Below are 21804 nucleotides of genomic sequence, written 5' to 3'. Positions count from 1 at the left end.
GAACACATTCAACGATGACATTGGAAGATCGGCGGAACGTGATGCGCTAACCTTGGATGACGATGCTACATCGAAGCATTTCGCATCAACTATCCTGAAACGTGCCTGATGCGTGACTGAAACGTTTCTGCGCGGCCGTATCCGTTGACAGGAGGGCACCATCATGATTTGCGCTTGCTCGCCGCCGGCTAACAGCTTGACAGGCCGCCTGCTTCAGCCGATTCGCCGAGCCTGTTTGAAACAGAACCCGCAGGGACAAAAACCTTGATTCCCCGGAATATCCGCAGCACTCCAGACGTTTTCCGGTACGCTCCGGCATATTGAACAAGAGGCAGCGGATGTCGAAGTTTACGGACGTCCAGTACGTTGAAAGCTTTCCGGCGGATGATCATCGTGTTGTCGATCGGAACTTCGCAACGGCGCATCGCACTGCGGAACGCGTGCTCTTTTTCGACATGAGAGTGAATTGACCGCAGGCCAGCTTGCACGAACGCCTCGCACATTTTTGGCTTGTCATGCGGCACCCGCAATAATCTCCGGTCTGGTGCCGGTCAACGTTTGGAGATTTTCCTTGACGCTCGCCATCGTCGAATATCCAGAAAATCCTTCGCCAACGCAGCAGGAGAGATGGAGGTACGAGTTTGAGAGTCAGTGCGGCATGACGTGTCAGTCCGATCCTGGAGAAAGTTTCCGGTCGTGGTCCAAAACATGGCATGCCGGTCAGGTCGGTATTCTGGATGCCCGCGTGAGAGATCAAACATGGGCCTCGCTGTTGCAGGGAAAATGCCCGGTCAGTGAAGACTGCGTATTCGTGAAGGTCATCGCGAGCGGTTCAGTCGTCATTTCGCAGCATGGCGAGGAACGCACGTTTCCCGTTGGGAGCGTGTTGGCCGTCGACGGGGGATGGCCGTTTCAGGAACGCTTTCTCGGCTCAACCCGTCTCGTAGCGTTACGCATGCCAAAGCAGGCGCTCAAGGTGCGCGGGTACGCCTACGGTTCACGTCGAATCATTGTTCCTGAACAGTCGTCTCCGGACGTTACCTTTCTTAGAGACCTGTTTGTCTGCTTCGCGGGTCAGACGGAACTTCCTGGTCCCCAATTTCGGGAAAGAGTCGGTGAACAGACACTGGACATGATGGAAACGTTGCTAGGCGATGCCACCGGTTCTTTAATATCCGGGCGATCCGACATGATTATCCTTCGTGCGAAAACGATGATCGCGCGACGTCTTGGCGACTCCCGTTTGAACATCGACCAGATTGCGACCGAGCTTCGCATCTCGGCAAATTACCTGGCAAAGCTCTTCAGAAAGGAAGGCACGACCGTCATGCGTTACGTTCTGGAAAAACGCCTTGAGCGGGCTTATAGCCTCGTGAAGCAATTCGGTCAGCACCGCATGCAGATGCAGGAGATCGCGTACACATGCGGTTTTGAATCGCCATCGCACTTTAGCCGGATCTTCAAGCAGCACTTTGGTGTTTCCCCTCGCGATGCGGCTGGCGCATGAGCGGATCGTAATTTCGATATCCGCCCGCGGGGCTCTCGTAACCTGGACTTGCCGTTGTACGGTCGGATACGCCGCCAGTACGTTCTGCCGCCGAGCCAGGCAATTCAGTGATCCGACCTCCTTATCACATCGGACCTGCTCGTCGCCTATCCGCGTCGCCACAGAACCATCGGGCAAAGGGCGGTGGCAGGGGACAGCCCCTGGAATAATGACACCACGCCGGGTGTTGTTGCCTGCGCGCCCTCCGAGGGACACGGTCTTTGCTGTCCTGCGTTCGTCACGAATCAGATCCATTCCGGTTGCAACCGGAATGGATCACGCACCGCCTTATTACATTCATCGGAAATCGTATGCCGCCAAATCTGGAAGCGTCAGAAAAAGAAACCACTCAACTGCATGAAGTCGTCTGGGTTCGACTAAAGCGATTGCTCGTGTGGCTGCTGTTGTTTGGGATCTTTCTGCGCTACGCCAGCATATGGGCGTCAGCCTTGACCGGGGCATCCCTCCCGGGCTTGGGCTCTGCCGGATTCACGGTGCTGTTTGCGGCCTTTTCGATCTTGCACGCCAGCGATATGCTTGGCTGGCGTCGGGCGCTACTATTCCTGCTCGTCTGTGTCGCTGTGTCCTGGGGGTTCGAGTCCGTTGGCGTTGCAACCGGCGCGGTGTACGGCAATTACCACTACGGTGATGCGCTCGGCGCGAAGATTGCGGGCGTCCCACTCATCATTCCGTTCGCCTGGTTCATGATGGTGTACGCGAGTTGGATCGTGGCACACATTCTTCTCGAGGGCGCGGGCACGCCGTCGTCAATCGGCGGTGCGCTTGCGAGGGCATTCGTCGCGTCGACAGCGATGACCGCGTGGGACGCGGTGATGGATCCCGGTAAGGCAAGGTCCGGTGCCTGGATCTGGGAAAAGGGCGGGCCTTACTTCGGTGTTCCGTTCCAGAATTTCGTGGGATGGATCGCAACTACGGTCGCGATCTATCTGATAGTCGCAGTCGCCTTTCGATTTGTGCCGCGACGTCAGATTCACAGCAATACACGCTTTTATACCGGCTTGCCCGTCCTGGCGTATGCGCTTGTCGCCTTCGATCATCTTCTGATCGAGACAATTCCGGAGTTGCATATCGTGGCCGCATTCGGCATTTGCCTTGTCGCGCTGCTCGCAATTCTGCGATTGATACTGGTGAGAGATGCGATAGCGTTGCCGGACTGATCTTTGCGCTCTCGTCAATTGGCGGTGCAACCGCACATGCGACGACGCGGCCGCGAACCCGCTTGATCGCGTTGCAACGGATGACGCGCTACGCAGCGGCTCGACGGCTCGAATGCGCAGGACGTCTTCACGGTGCAGTCCAACTCGCAGATCCTCCAGTTCTGGCGCGTGATTTGATGCCGCCAGATAGGTGCGTCGAAAGCGAGGCGTCTCCCTCAGCGCAGACGTCTGATTCGAGTCCACCCACACAAGCAATACGTTCACCGGACTGAGGCCCGGTGGGCTTCTTTCGCCTGCCAGGGCGCGCCAGGCGATCAGCCGTTTCTTCTTCTTGCAGTCGCTCTCATAATAAGAGTATAGTGCCTTCAGGCCCGATGGCAACGTCGCTCGCATCGACCATGCAACCGCACGCTTGCATCGACGTAACCCCCGGCCTGGAACGACGCTAGACGTTTTTGATTTCCATTCGGAAGAGGACCCCATGGCGCCGAACTTCACCGTCTTTTCCGGCAACCGTATGCTTGCGCTTGCTGTCAGTGTGATCGCGGCGAGCCTCTGGTTTGCCGCGGTTGTTGCCGCGCCCGAGTTCCAGCGCGCGTGGCTGTCGGTTATCGCCGTGTGTCTAGCCGTGCCGCTGTTGTTGCTCCGCGGCGCATGGCAAGCTCTCAGGCATACGTCACTGACAGCAGCACGGCGCATGCGGACCTGGATGGCTATCGCGATTCCGCTCGCACTGTGGCTCGGCTCAGTGTGGGTGATTGCCGCCAAAGGACTTCTACTGCCGGGTGTAATCCGATTTCCGTTGCTGCCACTGCTCATTGTTGTTCCGACCGCAATCGCTGTCGTGGTGCTTCGGCGCTCGCTTCATATCGGCAAGATACTGGATGTCACACCGGTTGCCTGGTTGATCGGCATTCAATCCTACCGGGTCGTGGGGGCGGTGTTCTTCCTGGGATGGACGGCGGGGTCCATGCCGGGCGTCTTCGCCTGGCCCGCCGGTATCGGTGATGTCATAACGGGGGTGATGGCCTTTCCCGTCGCCGCGGCGATCGCGAGCGGACAGTCTCGCAGTGTGCGCGCGGCGGTGATCTGGAATGTGTTCGGTTTGGGCGATCTGATCCTGGCGATCCTTTTAGGCGCGCTGACTTCACCCGGACCGCTTCAATATCTGCACTTCGATCCCGCTAACCTGGGGATTGGAGCGTATCCGTACGCGATCATTCCCGCCTTTATCGTTCCCGGTTCCTTCTTGTTGCATATCCTTTCGTTGCGCCAGTTGCTAAGAAAGCCGCGTTTCAGCGACAGCATTGCACCTGTCGCGATGCGCGAGGCAGACCAATTTTTATGATCGCAAGGATGTGTTCGCGAAGTTATCCAAACTTGTCGTGCAGTACTTACACCGCAGGAGATGAGATTAAATGACTTACTTGAACGATGCCGCCCGACGGGGTTTTCTGAAGACGGCGGCAGTGTTGGGCGGAACAGCCGCACTTGGGGTTCCGCCGCTTGCAGCAGGCGCGGATGAACTCCCGCCATCCGACATCGCTGTCACGACCGTTAAGGATACGCCATCAAATTCGGGCGCAAAGCTGACCGTGGAGCGTCGCGGTCCAATCGTCCTCTTCGGTCTCAATCGTCCTGACGTTCAGAATCGTGTGGACCCCGATACTTTCAAGGAACTGGCCGAAGCCTATTACAACTACGATCACGATCCCTCTTTGCGTGCCGCAGTGCTGTTCGGTCATGGCGACAATTTTTCAAGAGGCATTGATATTGACGGCTTCAGGTCGCTGGGCGGAAAGCCGCCGATATCGGAAGCCACCGCGATCAACCCGCTTGCAACGACGCCGGGCCCGCGTCTCACGAAACCGCTCGTCGTCGCTGTACACGGCGATACCTGGAACATGGGTCATGAACTCCTGCTTGTCGCCGATATCCGCGTTGCTTCGGCCGATACCCGTTTCGCTCAGGACGAGAATACCCATGGACGTTTTCCTGGAGGCGGGTCGACGGTTCGGTTCGTCCGCGAAGCAGGATGGGGCAACGCTATGCGCTACATCCTGACGGGTGATCATTGGAGCGCTGAAGAAGCCCACCGCATGGGAGAAGTGCAGATCGTCGCCGCAGACGCAAAGGCGGCGTTGGAGACCGCCATTCAACTGGCGAACAAGATTGCCAATTGCGCGCCGCTTGGCATCAAGACGACTTTGGCGTCGGCTCATCTGGCAATTGACCCCGCCGAACAGGAAGCCTTGTTCAAGCTCACTGCACAATATCGCGAGCTCTTCCAGACGCATGATTTTCTGGAAGGGCGCAGAGCCGAGATAGAGGGCCGCAGGCCTGTCTACGAGGGAAAGTGAGCAGACCGTTACGTCGATGCTGAGCTTCGCCGCCTGCTCGGGCGGCGTGCCGCCTCGCGAGACGATGCGTCATCGAGCTCACGCTCCTCGCGACGGCGCGCGGCGTGCGATAACCGCCACCGCACGAGGTCGTCCGCGCCGGGACCTTCCTTGATGCCCAGATCTTGCCGGCCGAGCCGCTCGCCCGTCTTCTGATCGATCAAACACCATGACACGTCGCCGCCCGTTTTCAGGTTGACGAACTTCAGCGGCGGCGCCGAAGCGCCGGAGACCTGCCAGCGATCTCCAATCTGCGAGAGCATCAGCATGACAGGGGCGATTTGCCTGCCCTTGTCGGTCAGGAAGTACTCGAATCGTTCCGGGTTGACCTGATAGCGCCGGCGCTCAATGAGGCCATTGGCTTCCAGATGTTTAAGCCGGTCGCTAAGTGTGGCATTGGTTACGCCGGACGATTGGCGAAAGTCGTCGTATCGGCTAAGACCGAAGATGAGATCGCGCAGAATCAGCAAGCCCCAACGATCGCCGATCGCCGCCATCACGCCGGCGATCGAGCATACCATTCCGTCGAATCCTTTCGAGCGCATGACTGTTTCCCTTGGTTTATCCAACGGTAATGGTCGCACAACTCTCATGATGAGAGTTAACAAAATCGGGTTGATTTGGGGACTTGCGAGCAAGTTGGCCGCTTGCTCTCATAGTCACTCTTATTATAAGATTGACGGCGCATCCAGCGTTTGGGCATGCGTGCCCGGACAATTCACTCAATCGAATCTGCGGAGTATCGATGGCCTCCAGCACTACCTCCAGAATCTTCGTCGTCGGCGGCACGGGCGCTCAGGGCTTGCCGGTGATCAGCGCCCTGGTCGCCGACCGGAAATACACGGTGCGAGCCCTGAGTCGCGACTCCACGTCGCGCCGCGCAAAAGCACTTTTGGGGCTGGGCAACGTATCCATCGTCGAGGGAACGTTTGCCGACGAAGCCGTGCTGCGGGAAGGATTCCGCGGTTGCGACGGGGCGTACATCAATATCGACGGCTTCAATACCGGGGAGAAGACGGAGATCTATTGGGCGATTCGCAGCTATGAGATTGCCATCGAAGAAGGGATACAGTTCTTCGTTTACGGAAATCTCGATTACGCGCTCAAGAAGTCGGGTTACGATTCCCGGTTCCGCGCCGGCCACTACGACGGCAAGGGCCGCATAGGCGAATGGATCCTGACGCAAAACCAGACGAACAAAGACAGGATGGGCGCGGCGGTATTCACCACCGGGCCGTACATGGAGATGGCGATTTCGGCAATGACGCCCATGTCGCCCATGGTGGAAGACGGGATCTTGACCTGGAGAGTACCGCTCGGCAGCGGGGCCGTGCCTCACGTTGCGCTCGATGACTGCGGATATTACGCACGATGGCTCTTCGACAATGCGGAGCGCGCGAATGGCATGGATCTCGAAGTCGCTATCGAGCATGTCGGGTATCAAAAGCTTGCTGAGGCATTCGAGAAGGTGACGGGGCATCCGGCACGCTACATCGACACTGATTTGGATACCTACTGGAATGGTGCGCTCAGGATGGCCGCCGCTTTGCCCGCCGGGTACAACGCGGATATCAATGACAAAAGCACCATGAGTTTCCGGGATAATTTCACCGGGTTCTGGAATGTCTGGAAACACGGTGTCATTCAGCGGGACTATGCGTTACTGGACGAAATTCATCCCAATCGGATCAGAAGCGTTGAAGCGTGGCTTAGGCGCGAGGATCAACTCGGTAGAGCACTTGGAAAAGGGAGCCTTTGGGAGCGGGTCCAGCCAGAAAACCTCTATAAATCGCCTCCGCTTCTTAAGCTGAGTGAGGACGGGCGAAAGGGGAGACTGTAAAGGCATGGCGACGGGACGTGGGCGCGAAACCTGATCGGACCTTCCCCCGTTGGGGCGAGGGTCCGTATCAGGGCGCGTCTGCCCGGCGCGGACCGGTCAACGCGGCCCACTCCGTAGGTTCGACGTCGGGCCGGCTTTGGCCAGTATTGAGTGAAACTAACTTACTGGCCGTGCCCAGTCATGGTCGACATTTGACGTTCGACGCGGGCCGCCTGCTCGGGGGCTAGCCTGCCGTCTACGCACAGTTGGGCCCCGAGGCGCCTGATCTCCGCCTCGCCGTATTGAAGGGCTGCAGTGTTTGTATGCACAGAGTAATAGCCTTCGACCAGATCGAATGGGCTGTGCGCGGCCGATCCCAATACAAAACCGCAGTTCGCGCTTGCAACAAAGTCGACGCTGCGCTCGGATTGCTCGAAAATCGCCAGCTCGCCTTCTGAAACGTGCTCACCCGCGTCGAGAGATCCGGAATACAGGGATATCCACAAGACATCGTGCCCGGCAGGAGGGGTGTAGCGCCAATTTTCGCCTTCCCTAAGACGAACATGCAGGTAAGTAATGGGCTGAGGCTCGCAGATCGGACTTGCCCGTCCGTTCAGAGAACCCAGCAAAACGTGCGCGGGGCCGTCCGAAGGGACGTCTTCGGGGCGCAGGAACATTTGGGACGGCGCGCTCAATTCGAGCGGTGGCGGCAGTCCAATCCACAACTGATACATCCTGGCCGTGCCGGTGCTGCTGACGGAGCCGCCATGCCAGATACCGCGACCCGCCTGCATCCATTCGACGCCCCCATCCATCACGGATCTCGGTTGTCCGTTGCTGTCCTGGAAATGAAGCGATCCGCCCACGAGCGTCGTAAGCGTTGCAATGCCCGAATGAGGATGCAGCCGGGCGTCGATCGGTGAAGGCAAGTCGAGCTCGGCATAGTCCAGGAGCACAAACGGCTTGATCAATTGCCCAATGTCCGACGGGCTTGCCAGCCGAGTGATCGGGCCGGTGGTTTTTCCGCTGGTTCGTTGCAGAATTCGGCGTGCTTGCTGCGAGTCGACTGCTGCTGGAGGACGTGTCTCTGAATCCATCGCTTCACCATTTTGTCAGGATCGAGGTGGTAGTACTGGGCGCCGCAACCACGTGTCTGCGGTGAGTCATCGTGCTTTCGAGTGACCAATGGCAACCCCAGGCGTTGCTGCCATGTCCGTAACATTTCAACGCATCATGTGTTCCTTTGCCTGACGAGAGCCATACGGCTAGAAATAAAAAGCGATCTCGTCATTCGACGTAAAAGTCGACGAACTCGCCTGTGGTTCACGCGCCGGCTCGCTGTGAACGGACCGGACGATGAAAGGCATGCGAGTTTCTTGACTTATTACCAGCATATGCAGATACCGGATTCATCGCAACCGAAATGGAGCTTGCTGCCATGCCATGGGTCGAAATCACCACGCGCGAACCGCTGAGCGATGACGTTCGGGCGAACCTCGCGCGAAGCATCTCGGACACGATGGAGATCATTGAGTTCGGCCGCCCCACAGAGAAGGCCCGTAAGATGGACTGGGTATGGTTCCATGTGCTGGCTGCCGATAGGTGGGCCATTGGCGGTCGGCTTGACGATACCTATTTGCAAGGACGCAAGATGGCTTTCGCGCGGATCATCGCGCCCGAAGGTTTCATGAACTCGGAACTCAAGGCAAGAGCTTTAAGCGAAGTGGCGAAGAATATCCGCGAGGCGCTCGCAGTCGGCCCCGACGATGACGCAACCGGCATCTGGGTGGTGTGCACGGAAGAGCGCGAGTTGCACTGGCTTGTCGGGCACCGCACAACCCCGTTGAGAGAAATCGTCGACATGATGGACGGCGATGTTTCGCAGCAGCGTCGCGACGAAATGCAAGCTCTGTTCGACGGTCAAGCCAAGCTTAAAGCCGAATTCGGCATCCCTCGATAGCGCGCGCGTCAAAGATGCATCATTAATCACCGTCACGAACGTTTTCGGGTTTTCGATCATCGTTCCGTTAAGTCATGCTTATCATGACAATGATTCTCTGGAGGTAAGTCATGAGCGAGCTTAACCTGATCCAATCTCCCGCGCCTGACGAACTGATCGACTCACGCGAACGACAGATGTAACGAAAGTGTTCTACAAGGCAATCGCAAGCGGTATTCGCGCGCAACGTGCATTACTCCATCCCTGTGAAGTATTTTCCAGAAGGAAGCATGATGATTGAACAGATCACGGTAGACCACGTCACCATCTCGACGAAACGTTCGTTCGACGAGGTCGTGAACGCTTTCGAATCGCTGGTTGGCAGTGCGGAAATCGACGGATTGTCATCGATGGCAGAACGCGCAACGGACAAAGCCGACTTCGAAAAACGCGTCACGGCGACGCTTGGCTCGAGCGGCTTAACCCGCTTCATCACATTCGATCACGGTCAATGGGCGGCTCTCGAAGGCCACCCGCACAAGATGCGCATGTACGTCATCGGCAATCCGTTGATTGCCATCACGATGATTCGGCACGATATCGGGGCGGGGCTGGACGTACCTGTGCGCGTTGCCATTTACGAAACCACGAATGGCGAGACCCGTTTCATGTACAACAAACCGTCGACCCTGATGAGCGGCCTGAAAAATGCTGCGTTACACGAAGCCGCGTTGAAGCTCGACGCGAAATTGCTCGCCCTTGCAGAATCGTCCACCGGCGCCCGCGCCTGATCTGACGCCGCGTCTTTCTGTGAGTCAAACTGTGGCGCCGGTGGGGTTCATCAGCAGGGAAAGTTGCTGGATCGCGCCGTCGCCATCGCGGCAAGGAAGGGTGGGCAAACAGGCTGGCGTATGCCAGTGTATGCAACTGCATTTCCTTAGACGTTTTGGAGATTCGAAATGCCGAGTTATCGAGTAACGGCAACGAGGGGTACCCTCAGCCCGGAGCATAAGGTAAGGCTCGCGCAGGCAATTACGGCAGCTCACAGCGACATAACAGGCGCGGATGTGTTCTTTGCGCAGGTCATGTTCCACGATCTCGAGTCAGGCGATTTTTTCCTCGGCGGCACGCCGGTTGAGGGACAACAAATCTTTGTTCACGCCTTCATACGAGCGAGGTCCCTTGAACTCGAGGAGAAACTCATTGCCCGCCTTCTAGCAAACACGATGGAGACGACAGGGCTCCCGTCCCGTTTCATTTGGGTATACGTTTCTGATCTGCCGCAAGAGTTGATGATCGAGTACGGTCACGTATTGCCCAAACCCGGGCAGGAAGCGAAGTGGAAGGAAGGGTTCTCCGCGGTCGATCTGGAATATATGCAACGCACGGAGTATACGAGGCCGCGGTAAGTCATCGCTTTAGAACATGCACGTTGCAGCAAGAGGTGCAGCGCGTGGTTGCAAATGTGGCTTTTACCCATTTCGATTTGCCACCTCCTTGCACAACGCTGATCTTCAAGCCTGGCGTCTTACTCATGGAACAGGCCCGGGGTGCACCCGGCCTGTCGTCGTTGCGGTGTCAGACGTACAAATCGTTGCCTGGGGACTGCGCAACCGCGGCGCCTTCGATCAGGCCACCTTGATCAGTCCAGGCTGTCGCGGCGCGATGCCGGCGGAACACGCGAACTCAGCTCCGCGCATTTGTGGCGAAATTCGCTCATGACGAATGCGTCGTAAGTTGCTGCTTCGAAGGAGCGCAAATGCGGCGCCTGCTCGACAGCAATGATCGAGCGCGCTGCCGCTATTGCTGAGAGCAGCGCAAACAGCACACCTTGCCCAGTGCGAGGGTCGAGCAGTGCGGCAGCGTCGCCGACGATCCAGTAAGCTGCGCCGGCAGTCGGTCGGACCACGCGCCAACTCACATCGAATCCGCGCGCATGTGCAACATCGCATAGGCCGGTGTCGTCCGGAGAGGGCGCCCGCGGCGGTCGGTTCGCGTCACCAGCCCACGTCCAGGCCAGCGAACCGTCGTCGAGCGGCGCTTGCCACAGCCAGCTCGAGCCGAACGTTTGATACGTCGGCATTGACGATGTTTTTCTGTCGTTCGCTTCAATATTGCCGCGATCGCGTTGAATGCGCGTCACACCGCGCCACGCGAACATTTGCTTGCCCGGCCGGAGCACGGCAAGGCGGCATAAGCGCTGCAGCACACCGCTGCGCCCGGACGCGTCGACCAGCCAGCGCGCCCGAACCGATGCAGAGAGGCTTTGCGCCATGACGCCATCCCGCGTGAATTCTACCGCGGTGAGCCGCTCGCGCATGATCGTCACATCCTGCTCGAATACATGATTCAACAGAACCCGATCGAATAGCCGCCTATCCACATGCCAGCCCTCACCGGGCATGTGAGACGTACCGGTTTCTTCCAGAAAAGGGCGCACGACGCCGTCCGACACGATGCCGTGAAAACGCCCGGCAATTGCATCGGCGAAGTGGTGGTGGGGCAGTCCGGCGGCTTCAAGCAGGCGGGGCACGTTCGGCGGCAGGCTCTCGATTGCGCCTTCGCGGTTCGCAGGCATTCGCGGCGCGATCATCATGCATCGCAAACCCGCGCGGCGCAGCTTCAACGCGATCATGCAGCCGGCAGGACCATCGCCGACAATCAATACATCACAGGTGGCAGTTGTCACGGCACGTCGCGAACCTGCCATTCGCCGTACCTATCGGTCGCATCGTCGAACCGCGCATAACGGACCGAGCGGGGCACGAGGCCGTCCGGACCGTCAAAGCGGCACTCGGCCTTGATCCGGTTGCCGACTGGTCGCCACACGCGCCAATAACCGGGGGCGGCCGCATTTTCCACTGTGCGCGACTCGACAGTCCGTGCATGGGCGTTATCGGGCACGCACAACTCGAACGTATAGCGTGGCGCACGCGCATCGGTGTCGCGCACGGCCTTTGCCCCGACAACCCAGTAGTGTGTTTCCGAGGGCATTGTCGAGCCCGCCTTCGGAATCGCATCAAGGCATGCGCGAAGCGCCTCTATCCGGCGAATCAACTCATCACTCGAAAGATCGAAGACACGCGACGCGAACGTGTTCTGCGTGGCGTTGTAAACATAGTCCGAGCGTCGAATATCCGCCGAATTGACACCCGGCACGCCATCGCGGGTTTCGAAGAATGGACCGAACTCGCCGTCCCAACCCGGCTTCGCATCAGGCGTGCCGTCCGGGCTTTCCGGGTGAAAGCCCAGTTCGTCGTCGAGCATCGGTACGGCGGTCGGAATGTTCGGCCTCTCGAATGTACGAGCGGCATCGGGCGACGCCGCGGGCCAGTACGCGTTGGCCGATGCGCAGAATTTCACGTCTTCAGGAAACGGTGAACCGAGGCCATGTGTGGTGTAGTAATACGTGCCGTCCAGTTCGTCGTACGACACATCCCATCCCGGCGCGAACTCGTCGGACGCGCTATCAGGCAGGAACCCGCCTGCGTGCCGTCGAAAATCCGCAACCTCGGGCTGCGGGTTTTCCGAGCCTTGCGGCAACGGTCGACCGACCACTGCGGTGGCGGTGTTATCCGCGCGCGTAAAAAGCGGCGCATCGCGCCGCAAATCCTTAAGCAACAGGTTGGGCACAAAACGCCCCGCGGACAGCGGCGTGGGACCGCCTTCCTTGAACTCATGCCACGCAGCGCGCGACGGGTTCGTTTTGCTCCACGCCTGAAGATCTTCTTCGTCCGCGCGCGGGAAGAAATCCGGCGCCGTCACCAGCACGAACGCCGCAGAAGCCGGCACACCGTCTATGTCCGCCCACACGGCGCCGTCCATCGTGCCGTCGTCGAACATGGCCGCTTCGAAGCCGCCGGCGTCGAGTTGCGCTTCATATTCGCCAGGCGGCAACGTATTGCCCAGCACGGTGATACGGCCATCGGGCTCGACACGATGCCGCATATTGACGAACTCCGGCGCGGCCCGCGGCCGAACCTTCGGCAGCGGATAGAGCACACTGGGCAAGACGTGCTCGAACTCCGCAAATACCGCTTCAATCGCAAGACGGGTCTTGCTGGACGGTACCTGCAGCGAAGTGTAGTGGCGGTTTATGCTCAGGTTGCCGACGTCTATGCCATGCCCGCGCAACAGCGACGGCGGCCCTTCGCGCGGCGGCACAACGAATCGCGCAATCTGCGTGTCCTGCGTGGCGACCGAAACGAGCTGCGCACGCGGCCGTGGGCCGACGATGCACGCGCCGTCGAACGTATTCATTTCGATCGCGGTGTCGCTCGTTTGCGAACCGGCGGGTACGTCGAGTTGCGCTTCGTTAACGAAGGGCGGGCGACTGGTGTCGAGCGTACCTGGCACGGCGGCGCCGCTCACATCGATCACACGTTTGAGCTTGTCGCCGAGAAAATGTCCACGAAAGCGGATCGACTGAATCATGGAAGCATTGTGAAGTCGTGCCCCCACGAAAAGCTTGCGTACCGGTAATGCAAAGCTGCGTTGTCCGTCGCCGTCCACGCGATCGAGAATTGACACATTGGCGGCGTTCCCGTCGACGAGACGACAGAGAAACAACCCAAGACGCGCGCGCGTGACGCGAAAACCGTCACCGCCCCAGGATTCCCATGTCTGTCGCTCGGAATCGAAGCGGGCGTCGCGCGTTCCGACGCGAGTGACGGCTACCCGGGAGTAAACCATGTCCGCGTGCAGTCGATGCGCGGTCGCGGCGCGCTTGCGGTATGCGTACGCGAGCACCATCGGTACGAGCGGCTCATCCGGCAACGACTCGTGCTGGCCCAGCAGATAGATATAGTTTTCGACTGCATCGAGCTCGCGCAGAGGTGGCCGATCGAGACCGGGAGTCGAATGCGAACCGGCCCATACGTGGTAGATCACGCTTTTCGCCGGGTCGTTCGGGCACAGTGCTGCATTTGCATCGGCCGCCAGATCGCTGACAAGCGGATCTGCGCGATCGAACGCCGCAAGCGGCCGAAGCAGCGCATCGCGTACCGCTTCAACCGATGCTCCGAAATTGGGCGCGATTCCGAAGCGCGCCAACACGGGTGCCCAGCCAGCCTCGAACCGCTTGTGCAGGATGTCGAGCGCTTGAGTTTCGATGTCAGTCATGTTGGCAATCTCTGGTTGTGGCCGCGCGGCGATTGCCGCCCACCTGTTTCCACCAGAACACGCTTGCATGTCGACTCATTCCGTAGTCAGCTAATCGGCAGTCCAGCTGCGTTGCGGGTTGTCACATGCCATTGCAATGTACGCTCGACGTCGCCCTCGCTGCGGAGCTTTCATCATGCCTCGCATATCAGTTGCCAGAGATGGGTGAAGGATGCCAATTCGTCAGTGACGTGTCACTGACCGATAAGACTGAAGCACCCGATGCATGCATGTTGAACCTGAGCGCCGTCGCAAGATTGCCCAACGCAATGTAAAAGGTCGCGCAGGCCGGTGCCGATCTGTGCTCAACCATGGAGGCAGTTCGTGATGCGATAGTGAAAGGTCGACACCGACACCATCGGCACCTGCGAGCAAATCATCAGCGGCGACGCGGTGTGCCCTATATTCCGAGGTCGCTCAGCCATTGCTGCGTGCTGCGGGGTGTCATTTCCAAAAGATGTTGAACGCTGTACTCCGGCGCCAGAGAGAACGTGGATAACGATGCGATCGCCGTATAGAGCGCGACGATTCTGGCCGCCGTGTCGGCGCCGACCAGGGGAATCATCGATGAGCCAAATTCCTCGGGCGTGATCGCTTCATACTCCACGTTTGTGCCGAGGCCCTCGGAGAATGCGCGAGCGAGGCCGTCGCCGGTGACGGGCGGATACTGGCCGACGGCCACCACGCCGTTGAAGTCGACTCGCTCGAATAGCTTCACTGCGACATCCGCGACATCGAGATGCGAGGCCCAGGACACCGGAAGATCCGCGCGCAACGGGTAGCGCAATACGCCGCGCGAGCGAATCCCGTCAATCACCGGGGGGAGCAGCAGATTTTCGAGGTAGATCCGCGGAGCGACGATCGCATGTGAGAGGCCGAGTTCCGCGACGCCGCGCAGCAGCGTGGGCAACGCGGTTCCAGCGGCCTGCATCAGCGGAGAATCCGGACTGTCGATAATCTGACCGCTGGTCGAGATAACGACACGATCGGGGCGCGCGTCGGCTAACGCGGCAACCATATTGTGCGCGTAGCGCAGGCGAACTTCCTCTGAGCCTAGAGGCAAGTGTATGAATACGCCGGCGGCGCCTCGATACGCGTTGGCAAGCTGCTCGGCGGAACTGTAGTCGGCCGCGATAACGCGCGTCGCCGCGGCATCATTTCCGCTGTTTCGGTCCAATGCCACGACAGGCTTGCCATCGCTGTTGAGCGCGGTCAGTACGGGTCTTCCTTGAGCGCCGGTCGCGCCGTGAATGACATAAGTCATGAATTCTTCAGCCTTGAAAAATTGGGCGGATGCGATGTTTTACACATCGTTCAAGCATGCTACATTTCGAGCGTCAGTTACATCAACTGCACTATTGGAGGTTGCAGCGAATGAGCGGAAAACTTCCCGAATGTGGAGTCGCGCGCTTTCTGGTTCTGCTGGAAGGGCCATGGGCGACGCTCGTCGTGCGAGAGCTCCTTCATGGAACACTTCGCTTCAGTCAGTTGCGCGAGGCGCTGCCCGGAATAAGCCCGCATACGCTGACGAGCCGCCTGCGCCGCTTCGAAGCGTTCGGAATCGTCACGCGCGCGGTTTACGCTGAGGTGCCACCCAGGGTGGAATACACGCTGACGCCGGTCGGTGAGCGCTTGCGGCCCGTGCTCGAAGCGATGGCGGTTTGGGCGTCAAGCGTTCCTCAATTGGCGCCCGCCTCGGCGATTTGAGTTTTAAGAGTCCGAAAAAGCGGCGTGCGCTGTCTATGCGGCGGAATGGTCTCGATCAACCAGGAAACCAGTGCGTGGCCGCAAGAGGTCAAGAGTATTCGTAGGCGTTCACAACCGGTAAATTAGCCGAAGAAGATCCGGGTCCGCGGCTTACCGGTGAATCATCGGCAACTCCGCGGCCGGCGGCGTGAAGATACGCAATGCCATTGCGCCTGATCGGACTCACATGTCTCTTCGTGCATCGCTCGATGCTGGCGAGCCGATCGTGGAAATTTCAATTGAACGCAGCGGCGCGCGCGGCTGCAGGCCGTTGCGCGAGCCGGATCGCTCTTGCAAGAAGCGGCACGAGACACAAGCCGATTGCCGAGGCCGCCACGATCACCTTGAAGCCCGCATCGCTTCGATGGCTCCAGGTCTCCGCGAGTCCGAAAAGATACGGCCCGGCAAAGCCGCCGAGCAATCCGATGGTATTGATGAAGGCGAGACCCGCAGCGGCTTGAATACCCTGCAACCTTTTCATGGCGACCGCCCAGTACGACGGCAGAATGCCACCCGCGAAGAATCCGGTTACGCCGAGAAGGACGATCTGAACGGTCTGGCTTGCGCTCTCGATAAATACGAGCCCGCTGACCACGAGTCCCGCCGTCAGAACGCCAAGGAACGCACAATCGTTGCTCACGCGGCGGTGAATGCGCGGTAGTGCAAGCACGCCCACCAGAAAGCCGAAGCCGACGCTGCTGGACAGCAGTCCGACCAGCAGCGGCGACTTCACGTGCATCTGCGAAACGATTGACGGCGTGAAAAAGTACAGGCCTACGAATGCCACCTGATTCAGGAAGTAGATCAGTGCGATCAGAACGGTGGTCGGCCGCCTGATTGCCGCAAACCAGTCTGGCGAGAACAGTTCGACATGACCATGCGTGTCGATAACCGCATGCGTCTCGAGGGATTGCGCCTGTAGCGGCGTGAGCCATTTGACCGAACCGGGCCGGTCCGGCAGCTTGAAGTAGAGGACGACGCCGGCCACGATGGTCGGCACTCCCTCGAGCAGAAACATCCATTGCCAACCGCGCAGACCGCCGACACCGCCCAGTTGCATCAGCGCCGCGCCAAGCGGAGTGCCGAGCATCAATGCAAGCGAAGGCGCGGTGTAAATCCAGCCGACCGCAACGGCGCGGTCTTTCGGCGCAAACCAGAGCGTCACCATATACATGAGGGCAGGGAAGAGCCCAGCTTCCGCGATGCCTAGCAGAACGCGCAGAACGTAGAACGACCACTCGCCCCGCACGAACATCATCGCCGTCGATAACACGCCCCAACTCACCGCGATGCGCGCGATCCATCTGCGCGGTCCGACGCGATGTGCGATGAGATTGCTGGGCACTTCGAGCAGCGCGTAACCGATAAAGAATATGCCTGCGCCAAGCCCGTATGCGCCGGCACTGATGCCGAGATCCGCGGCAAGCGCGTTCTTGGCCAGTGCGACATTCGTGCGGTCGATAAACGACAGAAAGTAGATCGCGCACATCAACGGCAACAGCCTGAGCATCGCCTTATGCGTCGCAAGACGATGGGTTGCGTCCATGCCTTCGCCAACGGTAGCGGCATTCATATCGTCTCCAGTTGTTGTTCGCCTGCTGCTTTTTACCGGCCCTTGAGTGCTGCAGATGTGCTGGTTGCAGCTTGAAAATGATGTGGCGGTTAGAACAAACGCGTCTTGCGGCAAGCGGTGGTGCGGCTCACAGCGAAACCTTGTCGCGGCCCTTCAACCCAAGCATGGCGCGCGCATCGGCGGGCGTCGCAATCTCGAACGACAGTTCTTCGAGAATGCGACGAATCTTGTGCACCTGTTCGGCGTTGCTGCGGGCTTTCACACCCTTTGCCAGATAGACGCTATCTTCGAGTCCGACGCGTACGTTGCCGCCCAGAATCGCGCCCATGGTGACTAGCGACATCTGATGCCGTCCCGCGCCGAGCACCGAGAATTGATACTGATCGCGGCCGAACAGACGGTCGGCTGTCGAGCGCATCACAACGAGATTCTCCGGATCGGGGCCGATGCCGCCCAGAATGCCGATCACCGACTGAATGAAAAATGGCGGCTTGATCAATCCGGCGTCGACGAAATGGGCGAGCGTGTACAGGTGCCCGACGTCGTAGCATTCGAATTCGAAGCGGGTGCCGTAATCGTTGAATTCGGTCAGGATGTTCCGGATGTCGCGCAATGTGTTGCGGAAGATCATGTCCTCCATTCCCTCGATATATTCCTTCTCCCAATCGAACCGCCACGACGGCATGCGCGCCGCGATCGGGTGCAACGAGAAGTTCATCGAACCCATGTTCAGCGAGCACATTTCGGGTTTCGCGACGCGCGCATAGGCGAGCCTGTCGTCGAGCGTCATGCGCGTGCTGCCGCCGGTCGAAATATTGATGACCGCGTCGGTGCGCTCGGCAATCGCGGGAACAAACTGCCTGAACACTTCAGGCGCCGGCGTGGGCCGGCCGTCCGCCGGATTGCGCGCGTGCAGATGAAGAATGGCGGCGCCCGCTTGCGCCGCGTCGATGGCGTGAGTGCGGATGTCCTCGGGCGTGAACGGCAAATGCTCCGACATCGAAGGGACGTGCGCCGAACCTGTGATGGCGCAGGTGATGATGATCTTGCGATTCAGGTTGCTCATTGATCGATGCCGGCGCAGGGCCGGCTGTCTCCGTCTGGTTGGCGGGCGTTCCGGCTGCAACACGGAATCCCTCTCTTGTTGCACAAGATGATAGTGAGATACGATTCCGTCCGTAAGGTCTATTTCGGACAGAGGGATGTCCGCTCAGGACACTCGGAGGAGGCGCATTGTCTTCCAGATTTCCGCTTCTGAACGAGCGCATTTATGCGCCATACAAAATCGCGGCGTTGGTCGAGGTGCTGGCGGAGCAAGGCATTTCCGCCGAAGACAGTCTTAGCGGAAGCGGCATTGCTCCCAGCCAGATTGACGATGCATCGGCATTGACATCGGTGCGCCAATACGTTGCGGTGTGCGGTAATGCCGTGCGTCTTTCAGCGGATCCGGCCACGCCGTTCAAGACGGGTGCCCGGCTGCATCTCGCCGCTTACGGCATGTATGGATATGCGTTGATGTCTTGCCTGTCGCTGCGCGATTACTTCCGGCTCGGGGTGAAATATCATCGTCTTGCCACACCCACGCTGACGATCGAATGGACGGAGTGTCCGGATAGCGCCGTCTGGACCTTTCCCGATGCGTTCAGGTCGGATCTGCCGCATGACATACAACAGTTTTTGCTCGAGCAGCAGTACACGCAGCACGTCACTCATCTGCAGGATGTCGCGGGGAAAAGCTGTCCGCCGCTGCGGGCGTGTTTTTCTTATGGCGCGCCGCCTCATGCGCGGATGTATTCCCAGTATCTAGGCTGCCCATGCGAGTTCGACGCGCAACAGTGCGAACTCGTGTACGACAGCGCCATACTCGAATTCAAGCCGCAACTGGCTCACAGGCACTCGGCGGCATTGCTTCAGGAAACCTGCGACCGGCTTATCGGGCAAGCGAAAACCTCGTCGGGCGCGTCCGGCGAGGTTTATCAGGAGTTGATGCGCAAACCCGGTGAGTTTCCGAATATGGAAGCGGTGGCCGATACGTTGAAGATGACCAGTAGAACACTGCGCCGCCGGCTCGAGGCGGAAGGCACGTCGTTCGGGGCCATTGTGGACGATGTGCGGTGCTCGTTGGCGACTGAGTATCTGAAAACGACGAGGATGAGCACCGAAGATGTCGCGATGCTGCTTGGGTTCAGCGATGTAGCTAATTTCCGCAGAGCGCTGAAGCGGTGGACCGGGAAAGGGCCGGGAGAGATACGGCAGCAGTAGGGTTTGTGGCGCAGCTTGCGATTGATTGAAGCTGCAGCTATCGACGGTCAATGGACATTCGGCGGCATCGTTGAGGCCAAGGCAGGCGTGGATCTTGTGCTGGCCGCGCGGCCGATGATGCGGCGGCGATCCTGCATGGCGCGTCGATCTGCGCGGCGCAGTCGCGCTGCTGCGAGCCGATCTACAACGTGACCCAAGCCGCGCTGGTGACGTGTTCGAAGAACCTGGCGAACGAGGTGGTCAAAGATAGTCGCCGCTTGGCATGGGCTTCAATCTTTTCGCGAATTCGTTAGCGCGGTTTGGCTGGCGGCCAATCCGGCGGACCATCAACGCACCCAGAAGTCGAGCTCCCTCTTCGCGTCGCCGTTGAGTTGCGCCTTCTGCCAGTCGCCGGTCTCAAGCAGGAAGCCGCCAGGTTGCTTACCCCTCTTCTGCAGATCGTTCACATATGCCAGCCAGCGGTAGTGGTGATACACCGACAGAATGTGCGTGGCATAGTGCAACGCCAGCTCCTGATTGCCGCGCACGATGATGAAGTTGTCGTCATTCTTCTTGCTTGCCGAGCCCGAAAAGTTGTGGCTCCCGGTCACGACGACCGGTTTGGTAAATGGATCGACGACGATCAGCTTTGAATGCACGATCGCGTAGCCGACAACTCCGCCTTGGCGGGTGAGAAACTCGTTGCGGGTGACCGTCGCCGCCCAGTTGGCAAGCTTGTTCATGCCTTCCGGCCGGACGATGTCGAGCGTGGCACTGGCCTTCTTGTTCTGGGTGAACGTCTCGACGGTAACCTCGCTCTCGTCGGTGCTATCCCCATCACTGGGCGGAGTACTGACCACCCCCTTGATGTAGAGCGACTTCCTGGCTGCCTGCAGAGCACGAATCGTGGCGAGCGTGGCCGTGCCGCCGGGTTGAAACATCAGGAACATAACGGCTTCCTTCGCCGAATTGACCACATCGTTCAGCGCCGCCAGATCGACCTCGTTGTGCGTGCGCGTAAACCAGATCTCGCCGGAAGAGGACTGCTTGCCGGACTTGAAAGTGGCAGGCTGATCGTTCGCTTCGACTAGCGCCTTCGGGAACGCGCTTTCGGCGTCCCGGAGCCGCTCCCACTGCGCCAGATATTCGGCGGCCGCACCCGGGCTCTCGATACGCAAACCGTTGTTGATCTGCGTGCAAAGGCCAGTAGTGGTGCAATTTGCGCTGCCGGTCCAGGCAATCTTCGCGTTACCTTTGCTATCAGTTAGCGTAAGAAACTTGTTGTGACCGAGCGCGCCCGGCGATAAAAAGCGGTTAAACACCTCTACTCCGCTGTCCTTCAGCAGTTTGCGGGCGCGCTTGTTTTCATCTCTCCGGCGTGCTTCTTTCGAAGTTTCGGTCTTCTTCTTTTCGATCGATCCATTGGAGAGCACTACATGCGCATTTCCCTTGAGCGCCGTCAGACCTGCAATCAACTCGTCGTCATCGAGTTCGTACAATGCCGCGTAAAGATGGCCTTTCGATTTTTTTGCACTATCGAGCAGCGCCAGCATCTCGGTTCGCAATGTGCCGGAGAGGAAGTTCCGGATGGGCAGCTCGTGCTGGGTCAGGCTGTCCTTGAACAGCTTTAGCGCTTCCTTGCGTGTCTTCAGGTTGTTCTTGACACGAAGATCTTCCAGATAGCGCGACATGAACTGGGAAATGACCAGGCCGCGATTGAAGTATGAGGAGAATCCGTCCTGCGTGCCGCCCGACAGCTTGCTCCATGCGGTCCAATCGCTTTGCTCGCTGACTAGCTGGCGTAGCTTGCCTTGCGTATGGATCATTGGCGTGACGCGATATCGCACCTCGTCACCGAGGTTCGCCGTAAAGTCCGCCCACCAGAATCGCTGGAATGGCCAGTCAGTCGACGGGCGAACCTCACCAAGCTTCGGCTTGTCTCGTTCAAATCCCTTCCGGTTATCGAGTGTGCTACGGACTACCTTGCCGTCGAGTGTTCTCGAATCCTTTTCAATCGCAAAACCCAGGCAATCCGTAATAGGCTTTGCAATGGTCCAGAATATTACCGCGTCGTCGCAATTGACGATCAGGCGAATATTGGTGGTCATGCGGATTCCTTTCTAGCCTATGTGAATCAGTGACAGGAAGAGGAGGATATGTATCCGCTAGCCCTCATTCTGCAAACCGTGTGAGCGCACGGAGA

Annotated in this window: 19 protein-coding genes; 10 read left to right on the top strand and 9 right to left on the bottom strand. The window is 59.0% G+C overall.

The features are described from left to right. Positions 1 to 188: 188 nt before the first annotated feature. A complete protein-coding gene (locus HV675_RS06770; protein WP_175110104.1) occupies positions 189 to 524 on the bottom strand; it encodes a hypothetical protein in 336 nt (111 codons plus the stop codon). 47 nt (positions 525 to 571) lie between these two features. Here HV675_RS06770 and HV675_RS06765 point away from each other — a divergent pair, with 47 nt between their 5' ends. The 4 genes from HV675_RS06765 to HV675_RS06750 all read left to right on the top strand — a co-directional run bounded on the left by HV675_RS06765 (position 572) and on the right by HV675_RS06750 (position 5084). Further along, positions 572 to 1507, top strand: a complete 936-nt coding sequence (locus HV675_RS06765; protein ID WP_175110103.1) for a helix-turn-helix transcriptional regulator — start codon at positions 572 to 574, stop codon at positions 1505 to 1507. A 350-nt stretch (positions 1508 to 1857) separates the two neighbouring features. After that, complete coding sequence (locus HV675_RS06760) at positions 1858 to 2724, top strand: carotenoid biosynthesis protein (protein WP_175110102.1); 867 nt, start codon at positions 1858 to 1860, stop codon at positions 2722 to 2724. A 481-nt stretch (positions 2725 to 3205) separates the two neighbouring features. Then, positions 3206 to 4072 carry a hypothetical protein gene (locus HV675_RS06755; protein WP_175110101.1) on the top strand — a complete coding sequence of 289 codons (867 nt, stop codon included), beginning with the start codon at positions 3206 to 3208 and terminating at the stop codon, positions 4070 to 4072. A 70-nt stretch (positions 4073 to 4142) separates the two neighbouring features. Then, the gene (locus HV675_RS06750) at positions 4143 to 5084 is read left to right on the top strand and encodes a crotonase/enoyl-CoA hydratase family protein (protein WP_175110100.1); all 942 of its coding nucleotides are present in this window, start codon (positions 4143 to 4145) and stop codon (positions 5082 to 5084) included. A gap of 8 nt (positions 5085 to 5092) precedes the next feature. On the opposite strand, the gene HV675_RS06745 is transcribed toward HV675_RS06750, so the two are convergent. Continuing rightward, positions 5093 to 5668, bottom strand: coding sequence for a winged helix-turn-helix transcriptional regulator (locus tag HV675_RS06745; RefSeq protein ID WP_175110099.1), 576 nt, complete (start codon positions 5666 to 5668; stop codon positions 5093 to 5095). A 200-nt stretch (positions 5669 to 5868) separates the two neighbouring features. Between HV675_RS06745 and HV675_RS06740 the strand changes: the two genes are divergently transcribed. Next, positions 5869 to 6963 carry an NmrA family NAD(P)-binding protein gene (locus HV675_RS06740; RefSeq protein WP_175110098.1) on the top strand — a complete coding sequence of 365 codons (1095 nt, stop codon included), beginning with the start codon at positions 5869 to 5871 and terminating at the stop codon, positions 6961 to 6963. A gap of 161 nt (positions 6964 to 7124) precedes the next feature. On the opposite strand, the gene HV675_RS06735 is transcribed toward HV675_RS06740, so the two are convergent. Next, positions 7125 to 8039 (bottom strand): pirin family protein, encoded by a 915-nt coding sequence (locus HV675_RS06735; protein ID WP_175110097.1) that lies wholly within the window; start codon positions 8037 to 8039, stop codon positions 7125 to 7127. Positions 8040 to 8380: 341 nt separating this feature from the next. Between HV675_RS06735 and HV675_RS06730 the strand changes: the two genes are divergently transcribed. From HV675_RS06730 to HV675_RS06720, 3 genes are all read left to right on the top strand, one after another. Further along, positions 8381 to 8902, top strand: a complete 522-nt coding sequence (locus HV675_RS06730) for a tautomerase family protein (protein WP_175110096.1) — start codon at positions 8381 to 8383, stop codon at positions 8900 to 8902. A 272-nt stretch (positions 8903 to 9174) separates the two neighbouring features. Then, positions 9175 to 9672 (top strand): DUF302 domain-containing protein, encoded by a 498-nt coding sequence (locus HV675_RS06725; RefSeq protein WP_175110095.1) that lies wholly within the window; start codon positions 9175 to 9177, stop codon positions 9670 to 9672. A 168-nt stretch (positions 9673 to 9840) separates the two neighbouring features. After that, positions 9841 to 10290 (top strand): tautomerase family protein, encoded by a 450-nt coding sequence (locus HV675_RS06720; protein ID WP_175110094.1) that lies wholly within the window; start codon positions 9841 to 9843, stop codon positions 10288 to 10290. A 233-nt stretch (positions 10291 to 10523) separates the two neighbouring features. Here HV675_RS06720 and HV675_RS06715 read toward each other — a convergent pair whose 3' ends face one another. From HV675_RS06715 to HV675_RS06705, 3 genes are all read right to left on the bottom strand, one after another. Beyond that, on the bottom strand, positions 10524 to 11591 hold the full coding sequence (locus HV675_RS06715; protein WP_281364010.1) for an NAD(P)/FAD-dependent oxidoreductase: 1068 nt from the start codon (positions 11589 to 11591) through the stop codon (positions 10524 to 10526). Next, complete coding sequence (locus HV675_RS06710) at positions 11567 to 14002, bottom strand: hypothetical protein (protein WP_175110092.1); 2436 nt, start codon at positions 14000 to 14002, stop codon at positions 11567 to 11569. Before HV675_RS06710 ends, HV675_RS06715 begins: the two co-directional genes overlap by 25 nt. A 439-nt stretch (positions 14003 to 14441) precedes the next feature. Beyond that, on the bottom strand, positions 14442 to 15305 hold the full coding sequence (locus tag HV675_RS06705; RefSeq protein ID WP_175110091.1) for an SDR family oxidoreductase: 864 nt from the start codon (positions 15303 to 15305) through the stop codon (positions 14442 to 14444). A gap of 110 nt (positions 15306 to 15415) precedes the next feature. On the opposite strand from HV675_RS06705, the gene HV675_RS06700 reads away from it, so the two are divergent. Further along, positions 15416 to 15748 carry a winged helix-turn-helix transcriptional regulator gene (locus tag HV675_RS06700; protein ID WP_175110090.1) on the top strand — a complete coding sequence of 111 codons (333 nt, stop codon included), beginning with the start codon at positions 15416 to 15418 and terminating at the stop codon, positions 15746 to 15748. 274 nt (positions 15749 to 16022) lie between these two features. Here HV675_RS06700 and HV675_RS06695 read toward each other — a convergent pair whose 3' ends face one another. Continuing rightward, positions 16023 to 17360 carry an MFS transporter gene (locus HV675_RS06695; RefSeq protein ID WP_175110089.1) on the bottom strand — a complete coding sequence of 446 codons (1338 nt, stop codon included), beginning with the start codon at positions 17358 to 17360 and terminating at the stop codon, positions 16023 to 16025. Between the two features lie 127 nt (positions 17361 to 17487). Further along, on the bottom strand, positions 17488 to 18426 hold the full coding sequence (kce, locus tag HV675_RS06690) for a 3,5-dioxohexanoate:acetyl-CoA acetone transferase (RefSeq protein WP_175110088.1): 939 nt from the start codon (positions 18424 to 18426) through the stop codon (positions 17488 to 17490). 167 nt (positions 18427 to 18593) lie between these two features. Between kce and HV675_RS06685 the strand changes: the two genes are divergently transcribed. Continuing rightward, positions 18594 to 19622: an AraC family transcriptional regulator gene (locus HV675_RS06685; protein ID WP_175110087.1), complete on the top strand. Its 1029-nt coding sequence runs from the start codon at positions 18594 to 18596 to the stop codon at positions 19620 to 19622. Between the two features lie 326 nt (positions 19623 to 19948). Here the strand turns inward: HV675_RS06685 and HV675_RS06680 are convergent, their stop codons facing one another. Next, on the bottom strand, positions 19949 to 21709 hold the full coding sequence (locus HV675_RS06680; protein WP_175110086.1) for a phospholipase D-like domain-containing protein: 1761 nt from the start codon (positions 21707 to 21709) through the stop codon (positions 19949 to 19951). Positions 21710 to 21804: the final 95 nt, after the last annotated feature.

Source organism: Paraburkholderia solisilvae, from assembly GCF_902859875.1.
GTDB lineage: Bacteria > Pseudomonadota > Gammaproteobacteria > Burkholderiales > Burkholderiaceae > Paraburkholderia > Paraburkholderia solisilvae.
Note: the sequence above shows the minus strand (reverse complement) of the source record. Positions and strands in the feature narration are given on the sequence as shown.